The organism is Pantoea sp. CCBC3-3-1, from assembly GCF_007981265.1.
Classification (GTDB): Bacteria; Pseudomonadota; Gammaproteobacteria; order Enterobacterales; family Enterobacteriaceae; genus Erwinia.
In genome coordinates, this window is the sequence record NZ_CP034363.1 from 4,648,159 (window position 1) to 4,667,391 (window position 19,233).

Annotated in this window: 14 protein-coding genes; 6 read left to right on the forward strand and 8 right to left on the reverse strand. The window is 52.2% G+C overall.

What is annotated here, in order from left to right:
* Positions 1-229 precede the first annotated feature (229 nt).
* Together iolC and EHV07_RS21830 are read left to right on the forward strand one after the other, a co-directional pair.
* Positions 230-2,149 carry a 5-dehydro-2-deoxygluconokinase gene (gene iolC / locus EHV07_RS21825; RefSeq protein WP_147200193.1) on the forward strand — a complete coding sequence of 640 codons (1,920 nt, stop codon included), beginning with the start codon at positions 230-232 and terminating at the stop codon, positions 2,147-2,149.
* A gap of 228 nt (positions 2,150-2,377) precedes the next feature.
* Positions 2,378-3,217, forward strand: coding sequence for a MurR/RpiR family transcriptional regulator (locus tag EHV07_RS21830; protein WP_147200194.1), 840 nt, complete (start codon positions 2,378-2,380; stop codon positions 3,215-3,217).
* 89 nt (positions 3,218-3,306) lie between these two features.
* Here the strand turns inward: EHV07_RS21830 and iolB are convergent, their stop codons facing one another.
* Complete coding sequence (iolB, locus tag EHV07_RS21835; RefSeq protein ID WP_147200195.1) at positions 3,307-4,125, reverse strand: 5-deoxy-glucuronate isomerase; 819 nt, start codon at positions 4,123-4,125, stop codon at positions 3,307-3,309.
* Between the two features lie 39 nt (positions 4,126-4,164).
* Complete coding sequence (locus tag EHV07_RS21840) at positions 4,165-5,670, reverse strand: CoA-acylating methylmalonate-semialdehyde dehydrogenase (protein ID WP_147200196.1); 1,506 nt, start codon at positions 5,668-5,670, stop codon at positions 4,165-4,167.
* Between the two features lie 487 nt (positions 5,671-6,157).
* Between EHV07_RS21840 and EHV07_RS21845 the strand changes: the two genes are divergently transcribed.
* On the forward strand, positions 6,158-6,973 hold the full coding sequence (locus tag EHV07_RS21845) for a TIM barrel protein (RefSeq protein WP_147200197.1): 816 nt from the start codon (positions 6,158-6,160) through the stop codon (positions 6,971-6,973).
* A gap of 128 nt (positions 6,974-7,101) precedes the next feature.
* On the opposite strand, the gene EHV07_RS21850 is transcribed toward EHV07_RS21845, so the two are convergent.
* On the reverse strand, positions 7,102-8,310 hold the full coding sequence (locus EHV07_RS21850; protein WP_147200198.1) for an MFS transporter: 1,209 nt from the start codon (positions 8,308-8,310) through the stop codon (positions 7,102-7,104).
* A gap of 232 nt (positions 8,311-8,542) precedes the next feature.
* On the opposite strand from EHV07_RS21850, the gene EHV07_RS21855 reads away from it, so the two are divergent.
* Positions 8,543-9,607, forward strand: a complete 1,065-nt coding sequence (locus EHV07_RS21855) for an AI-2E family transporter (RefSeq protein ID WP_147200199.1) — start codon at positions 8,543-8,545, stop codon at positions 9,605-9,607.
* A gap of 42 nt (positions 9,608-9,649) precedes the next feature.
* Here the strand turns inward: EHV07_RS21855 and EHV07_RS21860 are convergent, their stop codons facing one another.
* A complete protein-coding gene (locus EHV07_RS21860; RefSeq protein WP_147200200.1) occupies positions 9,650-10,603 on the reverse strand; it encodes an ABC transporter substrate-binding protein in 954 nt (317 codons plus the stop codon).
* A 14-nt stretch (positions 10,604-10,617) separates the two neighbouring features.
* Entirely contained in the window at positions 10,618-11,388 is a 771-nt protein-coding gene (locus tag EHV07_RS21865) for a class II aldolase/adducin family protein (protein ID WP_147200201.1), read from the reverse strand.
* Positions 11,389-11,622: 234 nt separating this feature from the next.
* Here EHV07_RS21865 and EHV07_RS21870 point away from each other — a divergent pair, with 234 nt between their 5' ends.
* Positions 11,623-13,209 (forward strand): EAL domain-containing protein, encoded by a 1,587-nt coding sequence (locus EHV07_RS21870; RefSeq protein WP_147200202.1) that lies wholly within the window; start codon positions 11,623-11,625, stop codon positions 13,207-13,209.
* Positions 13,210-13,331: 122 nt separating this feature from the next.
* On the opposite strand, the gene EHV07_RS21875 is transcribed toward EHV07_RS21870, so the two are convergent.
* Positions 13,332-13,865, reverse strand: a complete 534-nt coding sequence (locus EHV07_RS21875; protein ID WP_147200203.1) for a hypothetical protein — start codon at positions 13,863-13,865, stop codon at positions 13,332-13,334.
* 445 nt (positions 13,866-14,310) lie between these two features.
* On the opposite strand from EHV07_RS21875, the gene proP reads away from it, so the two are divergent.
* Complete coding sequence (gene proP, locus EHV07_RS21880) at positions 14,311-15,816, forward strand: glycine betaine/L-proline transporter ProP (RefSeq protein ID WP_147200204.1); 1,506 nt, start codon at positions 14,311-14,313, stop codon at positions 15,814-15,816.
* A gap of 76 nt (positions 15,817-15,892) precedes the next feature.
* Here the strand turns inward: proP and EHV07_RS21885 are convergent, their stop codons facing one another.
* On the reverse strand, positions 15,893-17,002 hold the full coding sequence (locus tag EHV07_RS21885) for an ABC transporter substrate-binding protein (RefSeq protein WP_147200205.1): 1,110 nt from the start codon (positions 17,000-17,002) through the stop codon (positions 15,893-15,895).
* Between the two features lie 23 nt (positions 17,003-17,025).
* The gene (locus EHV07_RS21890) at positions 17,026-19,149 is read right to left on the reverse strand and encodes a TonB-dependent siderophore receptor (RefSeq protein ID WP_147200206.1); all 2,124 of its coding nucleotides are present in this window, start codon (positions 19,147-19,149) and stop codon (positions 17,026-17,028) included.
* Positions 19,150-19,233 lie beyond the last annotated feature (84 nt).

Here is a 19,233-nt window from a genome sequence, read left to right on the forward strand (position 1 = left end):
AATGCCCGCGTAAAAGAGAGACCTTTAACCCGGCTGGCCGTAAATTTGTTGCCTCAAGCCAGAGTTTTATCCACCTCACACTTTTGGGCTAATAATTTCATTCTATATTGAAGTTGAAATTTTTATTCTCCATACTGACTTTCATGCCAGATCCGCAAGCCAGGACATCATGTTCAGGAGGATCGCTCGAAAGCACAGCTGAATGGGCTTATCACAGAAGGAAAACAGAATGAGTACACCGCAGAAACGGCTTGATGTGATTTGTATCGGGCGCATTGCCGTCGACCTTTATGGCCAGCAAATCGGATCCCGACTGGAAGATATGAGCACCTTTGCTAAATATCTTGGCGGTTCATCCGGCAATGTTGCTTACGGCACAGCAATTCAGGGGTTGAAATCGGCCATGCTGGCTCGCGTTGGCGATGAACATATGGGCCGTTTTTTACGCGAAGAGTTACAGCGTGTGGGTGTGAATACTGACTATCTGATCACCGACAAAACCCGTCTGACCGGTTTAGTGATCCTTGGGATCAAAGATCAGGATACCTTCCCGCTGGTGTTCTATCGCGATAACTGTGCCGATATGGGTCTGACGCCTGATGATATTCAGGAAGAGTATATTGCCTCTTCGCGTGCTGTTGCGGTCACCGGTACTCACCTTTCTCATCCTGATACGCGTGCCGCCGTACTGAAGGCGCTGGAAACCGCGCGACGTCACGGTTTACGCACCGCGCTGGATATCGATTATCGTCCGGTACTGTGGGGCCTGACCTCGCTGGGCGACGGCGAAACACGCTTTGTCGAATCGCAGCATGTGACTGAGCAATTACAGGAAGTTTTGCACTATTTCGATCTGGTTGTCGGCACAGAAGAAGAATTTCATATCGCCGGTGGCAGCACGGATACGCTTACCGCCCTAAAAAACGTGCGTCAGGCGACTCAGGCGACGCTGGTTTGCAAGCGCGGTGCGCTGGGTTGTGTGGTGCTGGAAAATGATATCCCGGACAGCTGGGCGCAGACGAAACTGCAAAGTGGCGTGCGCGTAGAAGTGCTTAACGTGCTGGGTGCCGGTGATGCCTTCATGTCTGGCCTGTTACGTGGCTGGCTAAACGACGAAAGCTGGGAGCAGGCCTGTCGTTATGCTAACGCCTGTGGTGCACTGGTCGTTTCGCGCCACGGTTGTGCGCCTGCCATGCCAACAAAAGCCGAACTGGATGATTTCCTGAGCCGCGACAAAGACGTTACGCGCCCCGATCTTGACCGTCATCTCAATCATCTGCACCGCGTCACCACTCGAAAACAGCAATGGCCTGAGCTGTGCGTCTTCGCTTTCGACCATCGTAAACAGCTGGCAGATATGGCCAGTGAAGCGGGTGTTGATACCGCTCGCCTGCCGGAACTGAAAACGTTGTTGCTGCGTGCAGCGGAAGAAGCGGCCGGCGAAGCCGGGCTGGATCATCGAAGCGGTATTCTGGCCGATACGACATACGGGCAGCCCGCGCTGAATGCGATAACCGGCAAAGGTTGGTGGATTGGCCGCCCCATTGAGCTGCCCAGCTCCCGTCCGCTACGCCTGGAACATGGCAACATCGGCTCGCAGCTGGTCGACTGGCCGCAAGAGCACGTAGTGAAATGTCTGGTGTTCTACCATCCTCATGACAGTGCAGAACTGCGCAAAGAGCAGGACGACCTGATTCTGGACGTATGGAACGGCTGCAATAAAACCGGCCACGAATTGCTGCTGGAAGTCATTCTTCCTGAAAGCAATCCAGATAAAAAAGAGTCTTATTATTTGGATATGCTGAGCCACTTCTATTCGCTTGGCATTCAGCCAGACTGGTGGAAACTGCCGCCGCTTAGTCTGGAAAGCTGGCAGGCTATCAGTGGGCTGATTGAGCAGCAGGATCCGCACTGTCGCGGTATTTTGATACTTGGCCTTGATGCGCCGGTCGACGTTCTGAAAGCCGGTTTTGCCGCCGCAGCAAAAGCACCGTGGGTGAAAGGGTTTGCCGTAGGCCGTACCATCTTTGGTCAGCCATCACGCCAGTGGCTACAGGGTGAGCTGGATGATCAAGCATTAATTCATCAGGTTAAAGAGAATTATCTGCGGCTCATTCGTTACTGGCGAGAGGTACGACCGGCGAAATGATGCGGCTCGGGGGCGGTTAATTCGCCCCATTCTTTTCACATTCCCCCCCCTTATTTCTCCCTGCGAAATAAAATCTCTCATTTGTTTCGATCGTACCAGGCTATTCTGTGATTCAATTCATATCCCGATGAAATAGATCCGCTGAATTTCGTTATCAAGTGAAATTTTTTGTTCATCTGGTAGAATAACCCGAGAAACAACATGACTTATTTTTAGCGAGCCTGAGTAATGACTATTACACCAACACAGCTTTCTTTATTACAGGATGACATTCGTCGTCGCTACGATACTCTGAGTAAGCGCCTGAAACAGGTGGCTCGCTATATTCTTGATAACAGCAATAGCATTGCTTTTGATACCGTTGCCTCAATTGCGCAGCAGGCTGATGTGCCCCCCTCCACGCTAATCCGTTTTTCTAACGCATTCGGCTTTAGCGGCTTCAATGAAATGAAACAGGTTTTTCGTCAGCATCTGATGGAAGAGACCGTTAATTACACCGAACGCGCTCGTCTGTTCCGCCAGACCTCCACCGATGAGACCGCTGCACCACCAGAGAATCCGGCTGAAATCCTTAATGTTTTTACTATGGTCAATTCCCAGGCGTTACAGCAGCTGGCGATGCAAACCAATCCAGAGCAGCTTGATAAAGCCGTCGAACTGCTGGCGCAGGCAGAGAATATTTATATTATTGGCCTGCGCCGTTCATTCAGCGTGGCCTCCTACCTGACTTATGCGCTGCGCCATTTGGAACGTCGGGCTTTCCTGATTGACGGCCTTGGCGGTATGTTTACCGAGCAGTTGGGCATGGTGAACCCAAAAGATGTGGTGATTGCTATCAGCTATTCTCCCTACGCACGTGAAGCCGTGGAACTGGTCGAGCTGGGTGCGAAGCGCGGTGCACAGCTGATCGCCATTACCGACAGCCAGGTTAGCCCGCTGGCGGCTTTCAGCGATGTTTGCTTTGTGGTGCGTGAAGCTCAGGTTGACGGTTTCCGTTCTCAGGTTGCTTCGCTGTGCCTTGCACAAACGCTCGCGGTATCGCTGGCGCTTAACAACGCGCAGTCTTGATTTAGCAGAGTTAGCGCCTGTTATTTTTCAGACCGTAACTCGCGTAAAAAAGGGCGACCGTAGTCACCCTTTTTTGTTTTTAACGTACTCTAAGCTTTACGTGGATATTCTTCGCTGTTAACCCAGGCGTGATCTTTCTCCCAGCTGAATTTCCACTTCCTGACCGGACCCGCCATTACGTTCAGATAATAGTTGTCGTAACCGGCAAGTGTCGCAACCGGGTGATAGCCCCTTGGCACCGTAACCACATCGCGGTTATAGGCCGCCATGCATTCATCCAGCGAGCGGTCGTCGGTATACACTCGCTGCATGGCAAAACCCTGTTCTGGCGAGAAGCGGTGATAATAAGTCTCTTCCAGGTAAGTTTCCGTTTCTGAGTTTTCCTGGTCATGCTTATGGCTTGGATAAGAGCTGGTATCGCCCTCGTCGGTATAAACTTCCACCACCAGCAGACTGTCGGCAGGCCGATCGTCCGGCAGAATATTGTGCACCAGCCGTTTGTTGCGCCCTTTACCCCGCTTCTCCACGCCAACATCGCCAGGCGAGATCAGTCTTGCAGGCAGGTTGCCCTTACCGGGCGCGTTACACACCGCCAGTTCAAGATCGGAATCCGCACGGACTTCCACCTTATCGTGATGAGGAACATACACGGAATAAGGCGGCGTACGTTCAAACGGCGACATGCGCTTACCAATATCAGGAAACTCGGCGTGAAGGGTCTTTACCGAGGCCAGTCCGGCGACCAGAACCAGACACAGTTCTTTATCGCCGCTTTCCAGCGTTAAGGTCTCTCCTTTACTAAGCTGATAAGCGTCAAAACCTACATAGCGCCAGTTAGCGCTTTCTGGCGTGACATGCTGAATGCGCCCCTGCGCATCCGGCTGCTGTACTTTAGATAACAGTGACATACTGCTTCTCCTTGTCCGATGCGTTTAAAAAAGAATGCATTAGCCCAGCGTTGGCATGCTGAACTCAGACACGGTTTTTTGTCCACTCGGCCAGCGTACGGTGGCGGTCTTCATTCGGGTATAGAAGCGTACGCCATCCGGTCCGTGCACGTTTAGCGCACCAAAGACCGAACGTTTCCAGCCGCCAAAGCTGTGGAATGCCATCGGCACAGGAACGGGTACGTTGACGCCAACCATGCCCGCCTGTACTTCACGCACAAAATCGCGTCCGGTGTGGCCGTTGCTGGTAAAAATGGCGCTGCCGTTGCCAAACTCATGGCTGTTGACCAGCTTCAGCGCGCTGGCGTAGTCCGGTGCGCGCATGATGCTCAGCACCGGGCCAAAGATTTCTTCGCGCCAGATAACCATGTCGGACGTGACGTTATCAAAAAGCGTTCCGCCAACATAGTAGCCTTCGGCATGGCCTGGCACCTCGAAGTTACGGCCATCAACGACCAGCTTCGCGCCTTCTTCCACCCCTTTATCGATGTAGCCCAGCACTTTTTTCTGATGTGCGGCAGAGACAACCGGCCCCATCTCATTTTCTTCTTTGCCTTTCTGAATGCCCGGCCCCACGCGTAGCGCTTTGACCAGTGGCGTTAATGCTGCGATCAGTTTATCTGCGGTGTCGTCACCTACAGCGACAACAACCGGCAAGGCCATGCAGCGTTCGCCTGCCGATCCAAAAGCACCGCCCATAATGGCGTTTACTGTTGCGTCGAGATCCGCATCCGGCATCACAATGGCGTGGTTTTTCGCGGCGCCAAAAGCCTGTACTCGTTTGCCGTGAGCGCTGGCCGTTTTATAAATATGCTCCGCCACGCCAGAAGAACCGACAAAGCTTACCGCCTGAACACGCGGATCGGTATACAGCTGCTCAGCATCGTCGTTAGAGCAGTGAATAACATTAAAGACGCCGTCCGGCAGGCCCGCTTCGGTCAGGAGTTCGGCCATGCGTACCGATGCTGAGGGATCGAGCGCAGGCGGTTTGAGTACAAAGGTATTACCGCAGGCCAGTGCAATAGGGAACATCCACAGGGGAACCATCGCCGGGAAATTGAACGGAGTGATACCCGCCACGACGCCCAGCGGCTGCATCAGCGAATAGCTGTCCACGCCGGTTGCCACATCGGCCGAGTTTTCCCCCTTAATCAGATGAGGAATACCACAGGCAAATTCCACGACTTCCAGACCGCGAGTCAGTTCGCCTAATGCGTCTGACCAGACTTTCCCGTGTTCGCTAACAATCAGCGCCGCCAGCTCGTCCCGATGCTGTTCCATCAGGGCTTTAAAATTGAACAGCACGCGAGCACGACGAAGTGGTGAAGTGCGTGACCAGTCTTCGAAGGCGTTATGGGCCACTTCAATCGCTTTCGCTACTTCATCTGCGGTGCTTTGCGTCAGTTCACGGACGGGTTTACCGGTAGCCGGATCGTAAACCGGGATCGTTTCATTGCTGGCGCTCAGAGAGGTTTTTCCGCCAATAAAATTACCTGTGATCGTCATGTTCTGGCCTCTTAGATGTATGTATTCCCTACAGACGACCGCCGCTAAAGGCATATCGCCTGACCGGATAACTCCTGAATGCGTGCAAAGACAGTATTATATTGGAATAAATTTTTCAAATAATTCACTTTAGAAAATTCATTTTTAGCGGCACAGATCGCATTTTCTTTTCTTGCTGGGCTTCCTTTTTATAAGGCGTGTTTTGTTCGGCCAAAAAGCGCTAAGTCACTGCATGGCGCGGCATGCGGTAATAAAGCCTGTTTAACATAGCTGTCAGTAAGGAAAGAGTGGCAGTTGAGAAACGGTGGGTTTCGAGACAAAATTAATGCCCTGAAACGAAATTTTGCGAGAGCGATCCAAAAATTTAAATTTCATAATTCATTATTTATGAAATAAATGTTTTCTTAGGGGCCTTAAGGGTGAACTGACCGGACTGGCAGCTAAAACCGGCCTCACCGATCCTTTTCTGATTTGCAGGAGCAGCAAAATGGCTATCGATCCAACCCGTTTCTGTATTAACCGCAAAATTGCCCCGACGCTCAGCCTCAGCGAATTTTTCCAGCTGGTGCATGGCCTTGGCCTGAATAAAATTGAACTGCGTAACGATATGCGTAGCGGTAACGTCACCGACGGGTTGAGTTATGACGAAGTTCGCGAGCTGGCAAAGCGCTACGGGCTTGAGATCGTGACTATCAATGCGGTTTATCCTTTTAACCAGCCTGACGCTGCGCTGCTGGAAAAAACGGAAGCGTTGCTGAAAGATGCGCAGGGAACCGGTGCAAAAGCCCTGGTACTTTGTCCGCTGAACGACGGTACGCCAGTGGCAGCGGAAGAAACGATCGCCGCCATGAAAAAGCTGGCGCCGCTGTTTGAAAAGTACGGTATTGAAGGTTTGGTCGAACCGCTCGGTTTCCCATGCAGTTCATTGCGTTCTGCGGTGCATACTCAGGCATTAATCCGCGATGCTAACGTTCCTTTCCGCCTGGTGCTGGACACCTTCCACCATCATCTTTATGAAAAAGCGGAAGAAGAATTTGAAGGCAACATTGATATTAACGGTATTGGCTTAGTACATCTTTCCGGTGTGGAAGATACCCGTCTGGCCAGCGAGCTGACGGATGAAGAACGCATCATGCTGAGTGACGGCGACGTACTGAATAGCGTCGCGCAGGTTCAACGTTTGGAACGGTTGGGCTACAAGGGCGTTTATGCTTTTGAACCTTTCTCTTCCGTTATGGCCGGCTGGAACACAGCAGACATTGAGCGGGAAATTCGCCAGAGCATTAAAATTTTGCAGGGCTGATTGTCGCCAGCCAGCAATGGCAATGGCAATGGCAATGGCAATGGCAAATTATTACCCGAACGCCTGAACAGGATCTGTGTTGTCTTTGGCGGCCTTTACGGCCGCCCTTTTTATAAAGAGAGGCTGTTTTAAGCCACTCGTTCATCCAGGGGTTGATTGCGTCGGATTTTTAACGTTAACAAAAGCGCCATGCAAACCAGCAGGCCGCTAAGCAGGTAAACGACGGGAACGCCAAAATAGCCCATAACCAGTCCGGCTAACGGTCCGGTAATGCCCAATGATAAATCCATAAAGGCCGTATAGGTTGCCAGCGCACTGCCCTGATTTTGTGGCGGAACCGTTTTCACGGCCACCACGCCAATGGCCGGGAAAACCAGCGAGAAACCAGCGCCCGTCAGGAGCGCGCCCAGCTTTGCCATCCACGGGTCTGCCGCTCCCCAAACCAGGAACAGCCCTGTGGCCTCAACGATGAAGCACACCATGGCGACAACAAGGCCACCATGCCGGTTGATTGCATTGGGAAACAGCAGACGCGTGCCGACAAATGCCCCGCTAAATAGCGTCAGCGCCCATGCTGCGCCTTCCCATCCTTTTGCCTGATAAAACAGCGTAATAAAAGTGGCAATGACGCCAAATCCTGCCGATCCCATGGCCAGAATGATGCCGAAATGCCAGATGCGTCCCAATACCGCCCGAAACGGCAGCTGTTTGCCCTTCGCACTTTTTACCGCAGGGCGGGGAAGCGCCATCACAATAGCCAACAGCGCAATGCTGATGACAAATGCAGCAAGCAGCAGCAGACCGCCCCATCGGTAGATTGCCACGCCAAGCGGCGCACCAATCGCCATTGCACCGTAGGTAAATATTCCGTTCCAGGAAATCACCCTGCCTATATGTAATGAACCCACTACCCCTACGCCCCACAGGGTTGCACCGGTGCCGGCGAAACTTTGCCCGACGCCAAGAATGATCCGGCCAAGACATAACAGCACCAGGCTAAGCACTGGCGCACCGGCGCTAAACGCGGCCAGCGCATAAAAAAGTCCGCTAAGAAAACAGCCGCATAGCCCGACAACCACCACTTTTTTCGGCCCCCAGAGATCGGCAAAGCGTCCGGCATGCGGGCGGCTAAGTAAAGTAGAGAAATATTGCAGGCTGACCACCAACCCCGCCCAAAAAGCGCTGTACCCCATGACGTCGTGGACATAGCCGGGAAGTACCGCCAGCGGTAAGCCTATTGTCAGGTAGCTGGCAAAATTAAAAATTACGACGGAAATGATACGCAGGTTTAAGCCTAAACCGCTTTGAACCGCTTCCGACGCAGGTTGCTCAGGCATAAGGCACTACTCTTTTAACAGTCATCCGAATTTTTACTATAACCCGATTCTGACGGAAAACATCAGCCGGTGAAGCGGTGTTTTAGCGTGCGCCGGGGAGGCTGTTGACAATTTTTGCCCAGGCCCCGCGTTAAACGCCCCCCTCGCGTCCAGCGTTAAGACCTTTCCTTAAATCAATCTGTTACCGAAGCGCGGAGGCTATACTAAGCACAGAAACCGCGAAGGAGAGAGAATGAGCGAACTGCAGCAGGAGAAGATGGGGCAGAATATGCTGCTGAAGATGGCCACGCTGGTGGTCGTTCTGGCAGGGATCAAAGCAGCTTCAGAGATTCTGGTGCCCTTTTTACTGGCGCTGTTTCTGGCCATCGTTTTAAATCCGCTGGTGACGATATTAAAGCGGCGTGGCGTACGGCGTGGATTAGCTATCGGCTTGGTCATTTTCGCCGTGCTGGTCTTGCTTGGATTGCTGATTGCCATGATTGCCGGCTCGGTCGATGAGTTCACCGCTATTTATCCGCAGCTCCAGGCGCAGATGACGCAAAAGCTTGCGATAGTGCAACATCTTGCCGCGCCTTTTCACATCAATCTTTCGACAAGCAGCCTTGCTGAGCGGCTCGATCCCAACTCAATCATGGATATGGCGACGACGATATTAAGTCAGTTTTCTGGAGCGCTAGCCGGTATGGTGCTGCTGGTGATGACGGTAATTTTTATGCTGTTTGAGGTGCACCACCTGCCCTATAAACTGCGTTTCGCGCTGGTGAATCCTCAAATCCGCATCGCGGGTCTGCATAAAGCGTTGAAAGGCGTGACGCATTATCTGGCACTGAAAACGTTAATTAGCCTGATTACCGGGATCGCTGTCTGGCTGGTATTGATGTTGCTGGACGTGAAGTTTGCCCTGCTGTGGGGCGTGGTAGCGTTTATCCTTAACTACATTCCTAATATTGGCCCGGCCATCGCTGGTATCCCGCCCTTCCTACAGGCACTGCTGCTGAATGGTGTTTACGATGCCACCCTGATCGCCGCGCTGTTTATCACCATTCATATGGTGTTCGGCAATATGCTGGAACCTCGGGTGATGGGTAAAGGCCTGGGGCTTTCCAGCCTGGTGGTGTTTCTTTCGCTGATTTTTTGGGGATGGCTGCTGGGTCCGGTCGGTATGCTGCTTTCAGTGCCGCTGACCAGCGTGTGTAAAATCCTGATGGAAACAACCCCTGGCGGCAGCAAGCTGGCGATCCTGCTGGGCAACGGCAGACCTGCAAAACCAAAAAAAAAGAACAGACCGTCTCGCTGAATCAGCGCGGAAGCAAGCCGTAGGGTTCGCTTCCGCCTGACATTAGCGTGCTTCAAAAACGCTGGTATCCGTAATGGCCTGCACGTTGACCTTGCCAGGTAAAATAGCTAACGAGGAGAACAGATCGGAAACCTGCTGCACTTTGGCAATATCCTCCGTGGTAACCGGACGAATACCGTGTGAAATTCGCGCGGTTATCGGCTTTGCTTCTGCGGGAGATAAGCGTGTCAACGAAGAGTAAACCTGATTATATTCATCAGGATGCGCAATTCCCCATGCGCGGGCTTTCGCCAGACGGCGGGCAAAATCGGCAATGGCCAGCCGCTTTTGTGGATCCTTAAGCGAGCTTTCCGTGGCGGTGACGAAAGAGAGCGAAGTCGTCAAACCTTTGCTGTCCCGCAGCAGACGAGCGCCATGCTGTTCGGCAATGCCCAGATAGGGATCAAAAGTAGCCCACGCCGCGATCTGTCCGGAGTTGAACGCCGCGCTGGCATCCGTCGGCAGGACAAAGCGAATCGCCACTGCATCGCGTTTGAGCCCCGCTTCTTCCAGTACGCCATAGAGTAAGTGTTGAGAGATGCTGCCGCGTGCCGATGAAACCACCACCGTTTTCCCCGCCAGTTCTTTGACGCTGTGAATCGGTGAGTCCGCCGGTACGATTAGGCCATTTGTTGCGCTGTCGCCGACGTTAGTCGCAATAATTTTAAGGTCAACGCCGCCGGAAGCCGCCATCAGCACCGGCAAATCGCCCGCGTAGGAAGTATCTACCGCCCCTGCTCTCTGGGCTTCAAACAGAGGTGCTGCACCCTGAAAATTTGCCCAGCGAAACTGATAAGGCGCGTCCTTCATGACGCCCGAAGCCTCAACCAGCGAGCGCAAATTACGTGCCTGATCGCCTAATACCAGCGTCACTTTGGCAAGATCGTCTGCGCAGCTGGCCGCAAAAGCGACGCACAGCAGTAGTGCTGCCGAAAACCCTTTTTTTACCGCTATCATCCTGTTCCCTTCTTTTATAGCGCGTTACGCTGTAGTTGACGGATATAGGCGTCCCAGTGCAGCAGATATTTCTTATTTTTTATGCTGTTATCAAACACCTGCGCTGCTTTTTCTGCAACCGCGTCAGGGACGATATTCAGCTCTGCGCCGCCCGCTTGTGCCGCCAGTTGCGCTACGCAAGATCGTTCCAGGTAATAAAGGTTATAAAATGCCTCTTCCAAATCCCGGCCGCAGGTTAGCAAGCCATGATTTCGCAGGATCAGCGCATTGCGATCGCCAAGATCGGCAACAATTCGCTGCTGCTCATCAAGATCCAGCGCAATGCCTTCATAGTCGTGGTAGCCCAGTCGCTGGTAGAAACGCATGCTGTGCTGGGAGATCATCAGCAGGCCATTTTTCTGCGCCGCTACGCCAATGCCCGCAGCAGTATGCGTATGCAACACCGCATGCGTTTCTGGTCGGGCGCGATGAATAGCACTGTGGATAACATACCCTGCCGGATTGATCCCCAGCCCGGTAGGATCGTCAATAATTTCCCCTTCCAGGTCGATCTTGACCAGCGTTTCCGGCGTGATTTCATCAAAAGTTTGCCCATAGGCATTGATCAGGAAATGGGGCTTATCGCCGGGCACCCTCAGCGAAAAATGGGTATAGATATGATCGGTCCAGCGCAGACGTGCCGCCAGCTGATAGCACTGAGCCAGCTTGATGCGGGCTTGCCATTCGGCATCGGTAATACGTGCGCGAAGAGATTGAGCAGGATGTAATGCTGACGCGACAGTCATAAGATCTCCTGAGTTAGCAATGCGATGAGCGGACCCGTCCGCGGCAGGGCATCCTGACACAGAAGAAAACGGCGGGGGAAATGCTGAATATGGCAATAATTTGCATATTATTAGCTATATATCTGCATGCTTTTGCACCTTCTGGAGGGCTGACCTAAGATTTTTCTTATTATCGCGAAGGGACATGCTACCTTAACGCCTTGAAGATGCCGATTGTGGCAACAGAGGATAATAGTGGATTCTCATCTCAAAAAGGGCCGGGAAAGGATAGGGGCATTACTGGCTGTGGCCGGGATAGTGCCATTAATCCTTTGCGTACTTTTTACCTTTATTAATGCACGACAGGTTGTGCTGCGACAGCAGGCTACTACAGCGGCCATGCTGCTGACCCACGCCGAGACTATCAGCGATCAGGCATGGGATATGATCGGTCAGCTGCGCACATTTTCCGGGCGGCCCTGTAACCAGATTAATGAAGAGCTGCGACAGTACGCTGCCCTGCACCCTTATTTCCGCTCCCTTGGTGTTGTTCAGGATGATCTCATCACCTGTTCCTCCGCATTCGGCAGTCTCACCGATAATGTTGCCGTTATGATCCAGCGACAGCCGCCTGAGAACCGTAAGGCATGGTGGATGCTCTCCGTTAACGGTACCTATGCCGTTAAAAGCCGTCCGGCAATTATTTTTATGCGCGAGACGCCCACCCGTTTCAGTGCTTTTGCGCTAGTAGACGGGCAATATGTCCTGGATTTTATGAACGCGGTGGGTAAAAGCCAGGGCGATGCGATTACGTTACAGTTTGGCGAAGGATTTGCTATTCCCAGCGGTCATTCAGTCATCAGCGCCGGGAATTCTCTGTTAAGCGCCACCACATTAACCGTGGCATCCAGTCGTTATCCGATTGTGGCCCGTATCACCTCTTCCGGTAGCGATATTGCCCTTAACTGGCGGCATGGTTTGTTCACCTTTTTGCCGATGGCGGCAGTTCTGTCGTTGCTGCTGATGGCCGTCACCCATAACTGGCTGAAGCGGAGATTATCACTTCGCGACCAGTTGCGTCGGGGCATTTTGCATCGTGAATTTTCAGTTAATTATCAGCCTGTGTATAACGTCAAAACAGGCGCTGCCAGCGGCGCTGAAGCTTTAATGCGCTGGCAACTTCCTGACGGTAGTTGGGTAAGACCAGACCTGTTTATTGCGGCAGCCGAAGCCGAAAACATGATCGTTCCCCTGACGCAGCTGCTGATTGAAATGGTTATTGAAGATGCTCAACATTGGACGCTTCCTCCGGGCTTTCGTCTGGCGATTAACGTCGCCGCCGATCATATCCAGCATCCTGATTTTGTGACAGACATTCGCCAGCTCGCCGCCGGTCTGGCCGCCCATCAGCCTAACCTTACGCTGGAGCTCACCGAGCGCAGCCTGCTTTCCGATGGGGAAGACGTCATTCAAAAACTTCAGTTGCTGCGTCGTGAGGGCATTCATATTGCCATTGATGATTTTGGTACCGGGCACTGCTCGCTCTCTTATCTGCAAACTTTCCCGCTCGACTATCTTAAGATCGACCGCGGCTTCGTTAATGCAATTGAGTCGATCGACGGCGAAACGCCGGTACTCGACGCTATCATTATGCTAAGCCATAAGCTAAAGCTGAAAATCGTGGCGGAAGGCGTCGAAACGCCGGTTCAGCTTCAGTACCTGAAGGATCGCGGTGTGGTCTTTATTCAGGGCTATCTGTACGCCTGCCCGATGACTGGCAGTGCCCTGACACTCTGGCTGCAAGAAGAAGGCCGTCGGCCGTTGATGCCGGATAATGGTTAAAGTGCAGAGCATGGAAAGTATTTAGTCGCCCTGCTGTCCTGGACACCTTTTTATTCTGAGAATGCGGGCTATTTAAAGCTGACTTTACGGTGTTAAATTACGATAAAACTGGCCGGGAAAGATTAATTGCCGTTACGGCGTTTTAATATGGCCCGTAATGCTATATCGAGGGTTTCATCTTCCGTAAGTATGCATTCACTTTTTATTCCTGCTGCTTCATGCTGTGCTTTAATACGTCGATGTATTCGCGCCAGCGTAGGGATAATATGTTCTTCCTGCTGTTTATATTCCTGATAAAGTTTGCGATGGTCCGGACGGTTGACGTTTCTCACCCGCGCCAGCTGAAGCGTCCGCAAAAAGCCCAGAAAGCGCTCTCCGCGCCCTGCCAGCGGGCCATCATCATGGCGTTTCTGGCAAAGACATTCTCTGCCGGTTAACCCTGGTAATACTTTATCAAGTACCCGGCCGTAGTTCAGCCAGTCATTACGTTGAAAATAAACCTTATATTTATTGGGGAGAAGCAAGCGGCATGGCTGTTGGCAATTTAAATTAAATTCAACACGATCCAGCATATTCAGCCAGTCATTTTCATAACCAGTTCTTATATTATACATTGCACTCTCCGCAAAAATGCGGCTGGCAGTATTACCCATCATCGCAAAGCACGCAACCGTAAAATCAACAATTGTCTTATCGTTAATAAAAATGGAATAACGGATTAGAGGTTTTTTTTCTCAATGCTATTATCTTCTGTTTATTGTTCCTTTTCAAAATCAATAAATAAAAAGGCGTACTGACCCTGGGAAAGCTTGAGCAGAGGCAGTTTTGCCCGCCCTAAAAGACAAAAGCGTTTTCACGGCAGATAATGTTACAAATTGTTACATAATCTGATTTCTGGTAGAAATTATGTTGCAGGGCGAAGAGAAGATATAATGAATACAGACAGAAAAATGCTAAGCGAAGTACAAATGCGCTACATTTCTCTGTTCTGAGCAAAAAAGCAACACACAATTTGACCTGTTTTGCCTGCCGCCATCATACGGCTGAGCGCCAAATGGGCAAAAATTTAATTGGGAAACAGACAATTACAGGGTGTTTTATATGAAGCTACGTAGGAAGCGTGTTAAGCCGATTGGCTTAAAAGACGTAACGATCATTGATGATGCCAGGTTACGCAAAGCCATTACTGCCGCATCGCTGGGTAATGCCATGGAGTGGTTTGACTTTGGGGTATATGGATTCGTAGCCTACGCTTTAGGCCAGGTGTTTTTCCCGGGCGCTAACCCAAGCGTGCAAATGATTGCCGCGCTGGCAACCTTCTCCGTTCCTTTCCTGATCCGACCGCTGGGTGGCCTGTTCTTTGGTGCGCTCGGTGATAAATACGGCCGTCAGAAAATCCTCTCCATAACCATTGTTATCATGTCGGTCAGTACCTTCTGTATCGGCCTGATACCCTCTCATGCCTCCATCGGCATTTGGGCGCCAATCCTGCTGCTACTTTGTAAAATGGCTCAGGGCTTCTCGGTCGGCGGTGAATATACCGGCGCATCGATTTTTGTCGCCGAATACTCGCCTGACCGCAAACGTGGCTTTATGGGCAGCTGGCTGGACTTCGGTTCAATCGTCGGTTTTGTTACCGGTGCAGGCCTGGTCGTACTGATTTCAACCGTAGTCGGCGAAGCTAATTTCCTTAGCTGGGGCTGGCGTATTCCGTTCTTCGTCGCTCTGCCGCTGGGGCTGATTGGTATCTATCTGCGTAACGCGCTGGAAGAGACCCCGGCGTTTCAGCAGCACGTTGATAAGCTGGAACAGGGCGATCGTGAAGGTCTGGCCGACGGTCCGAAAGTGTCGTTTAAAGAGATTGCCACCAAGCACTGGAAAAGCCTGCTGGCCTGCATTGGTCTGGTTTTATCCACTAACGTCACCTACTACATGCTGCTGACGTACATGCCAAGCTATCTGTCGCATAACCTTCACTACTCCGAAGATCACGGGGTAATGATTATTATCGCGATCATGATCGGCATGCTGTTTGTTCAGCCGGTAATGGGTTTGATGAGCGATAAGTTTGGTCGTCGTCCCTTCGTGATTATCGGGAGCGTTGCGCTGCTGTTGCTGGCTATCCCTTGCTTTATGCTGATCAACAGTAATGTGATGGGGCTGATTTTTGCCGGCCTGCTGATACTGGCGGTGGTTCTTAACTGCTTTACCGGCGTTATGGCTTCATCGTTACCGGCGATGTTCCCTACTCACATTCGTTACAGTGCGTTGGCAAGCGCCTTTAACATCTCGATTCTGGTAGCAGGCCTGACGCCTACACTGGCTGCCTGGCTGGTTGAATATACCGCCAACCTTTATATGCCAGCCTACTACCTGATGGTTGTCGCAATTGTCGGTCTGATCACCGGTATCATGATGAAGGAAACGGCCAATATGCCGCTGCGTGGCGCCACGCCAGCCGCTTCCGATCTGAATGAGGCTAAAGAGCTGTTGCAGGAACATCACGATAATATCGAAAGCAAAATCGATGATATCAGCGAGCAGATCGCCGAGCTGGAAGCCAAGCGTAAGCACCTGATCAATCAGCATCCCAACATCAACGAATAGCTGTTGCGATAAATAAAAAGCCCGCGAATATTCGCGGGCTTTTTTCTGTTGTTAAGACAGTGCAGCTCAGGGAGCATTACTCATTTTTCTTGCCGCTCAGTGATGTCCAGTAGGTTCCCGTTTCCGGCAATGGCAGAAACTCACGGTTCATCTCATCAAGCGTTTTCGTCGGATCCAAATCGCTGAACAGCTGCGGATGGAGCGCTTTGGCAAAGACTTCAGCAATCAGCAAATGCCACGGGCTGAGGTAAAAATTGTGCCACAGCGCCGTCGCTTTCCCATTACGAATGGCGGCAAGCTGCGAGATAACCGTCTCTCGTGCCACTGCCTGCACAAAGCTCTGGTGTGCAGCAGCTTTTGTCACCTGCGGGCCGAGCTGTAGCTGATCAGCCTGCTGCGGACCTGACATCCCCGTCGCCAGATAAACATCCGGGTTCGCGGCAATGACCGCCTCCGTACTCAGCTGGCCAAATACGCTACCAAAATGCCCGGCCGCAATGTTATCACCACCCGCAAAAGCCAGCAGATCGGCAAGATTACCGCGTCCAACAGTCGTGCAGCACTCCTCACGGCGCCCCAGATGCAGCTGGATCATCGCACGGGTTCGGGCCGGTTTTGCCTGCCGTAAGCGCTCACGGATAAAGTCCATATGCTGTTGATAAAAAGCGATAAAACGCTGTGCTTTCGCCTGGTCGTTTAACACGTCACCAAGGAGTTGCAGGGTAGGCACCGTGTTATGCAGCTGATCAACGCGGGTATCAATGTAAATCACCGGAATCCCTGCCTCTGTCAGCTGCATCAGCAAGCTGTCCTGCGCACTGGGCTTTTTAGCATAGACCGGCAGGATCACCAGGTCAGGTTGCAGTGCGATAACCTTTTCCACACTGATTTGCCCAGGATTCGCACTACCGATAATCGGAATCGCTTTGATAGCCGGAAACGCGGCGGTGTACCGCGTCCAGGTTTGCCTGTCGTAATGTTGCAAATCGGCAGGCCAGCCAATGACGCGTTGCAGAGGATTGCCTTTTTCCACCAGCGCCAGGGTATAGAGCATTCGCCCTTCCCCCACCACAATACGCTGCGGATTGTCCGGCACCGCCACCTTACGCTGCAAGATATCAGTGACGGTCTTCGCCTGTACCACGCTGCTGACCAGCATCAGCAATACAATCAGCGTTTTTTTCATCGCTTATCCTTGGGCAACGGCGATCAGAAATCGACTGCGGCAGAAACGTAAACCACGCGCGGCTCGCCTTCGCTGACGCGCAGATTACCGCCGCTCGACTCATAATACTCTTTGTCGAACAGGTTGTTGATGTTCACTTTCAGCTGAGTGTGTTTGCCTACCAGCTTGCTGTCCCAGGCAACGAAGGCATCGGCAACGGTGTAGTCCGGCATGGTGAAACTGTTTTCCGGATCGCCAGCACGGTTGCCCACATAACGAGCGCCGCCACCTACGCGCAGTTCGCCCGGCAGCCAGGAAAAGCGCATGCCGTGAGTCAGATAGAGGCTGGCCATATTGGTGGGTGCGTTAACCAGACGGTTACCCACGTTGTCCGGATTGACGTCATCCTCAACGATTTCCGTTTTATCGTGGCTGTAGGTCGCGATCAGATTCCAGTCCGGTGCCAGCTCGCCGTTAATTTCCACTTCTGCGCCCGTTGAGCGCGCTTTGGGAATGTTGCGCGTGCTGCCGTTAATCAGCACAGACATGTCTTTTTCGTCGATGCGGTAGAGCGCCAGCGTGGCGGAAACTGCCGGCACCATCTGCCATTTAGCGCCCACTTCATACGTCGTCCCTTTCTCGGTAGAGGCGACGTTGCCGTCATCATCCGTCTGGGTCGAAGGCGTAAACGAGCGGCTGTAGCTACCGTATAACGAGAGATCCGGCAGCACTTTATAGACCAGCCCCATCTGCGGCAGAAAAGCATCGCCTCTGTCGTTCAGGGTGGTTGCCGGGTTCGACCAGCCGCTGCTGGCCGTCTGGGTATAGCGCTGATAGCGGCCGCCAAGTACCGCGATCCATTTGTCGTTCAGGTGAATACTGTCTTTGGCAAACAGCGAACGGCTGTAGAGATTGGTGCGTAGATTGCTCTGGGCATCGGAGACGGTACTGGCATTGACCGGCGGCTCTTCACCATAGACCGGATCGTACATGTTGAAGGTCTTCGACACCTTGCCGCGATAAGAATAAGCTTTGTAGGTTTCGTTCTGCTCGTAATCCGCACCAAACATGACGTCGTGCTGCATGCCAAAGATTTCCGGGCTGCCGCCAATATCCCAGGAGAGATAAGTGGTCTGGTGATTGAAGCCACGGTTGGCATCTGCACGGCGCGAAACGATGCCGGTCGTGGTATCGATGGCCGTTGCCCGCACTTCATTACTGTCGTAGCGACGCTGCATCCACGCGGAGTTGAAGCGTGTTTGCCATGTCTCATCCAGGTTATAGGCGTAATTAACGTTCAGGCGCTTGTTTTTGCCGTAAGCGTGGTTAGCACTGTCGTCCAGACGTTCGTTATAGGGAATATTAACCGGCTTTTTATTGATAAAGGCCGTCCCGCGATCGACCGGGACGTCGAACTTGTATTCCGTATAGCTGATATTGAACGAGGCTTTTTCACCAAACCAGCTCAGTGAAGGCGAGATAAGCGTATGTTCATTGACGCCAAAGTTGCGCCAGTAATCTTCACGCTGCCGCTCGGCGATCAGACGAAAAGCAAAACCGTTGCCCAGTGGCCCGGTGATATCAACGGAGCCGCTGCCGCCACCCACGCTGCTGGTGCTACCTGCAATGTGCGTATTCCATTCATACTGCGGTTTTTTACTCACCAGATTGATCACGCCGCCGGGATTGAGGATCCCATACAGCAGCGAAGAGGAGCCTTTCAGCACTTCCACGTGGTCGATCGTCGAATCCATCGACAGACCCTGGTTACTGCGTACGCCGTCAATAAAGATTGAGCCATCGGAATTGGAGCCAAAACCGCGCTTAACAGAGCCATCTTCAATGCCGCCCAGCGTATTGCCCTGCGCAACGCCACTGACAAATTTCATGGCGTCATCAACGGTTTTAACCTGATAGTCATCAACCACTTGCCTGGTGACCACGCTGACGGACTGCGGCGTTTCGTTACGTGGCGTTTTCGTTTTACTTGCGGTGGTCGCGGTATCCTGGCTGTAGCTGCCGCTTTCAGCCTGGTCGGCGTTAACCGTTAACGTCTGGCTCTCAGCAGCCACAGCGGCGTGACTGCTGACAAGTGAGAAGATAGCGATTAACGAGGTTTTTCCATGGGTGCGAAAAAGGGTATAAGGTGCTGCGAAGGGTGTTTTCATGAATCTTTGAGCAACTGTTGTTTATATTAATAGTTGCGGATGATAATGATTTTCATTGTTATTAGCAATTTCAAAAATTGTTTC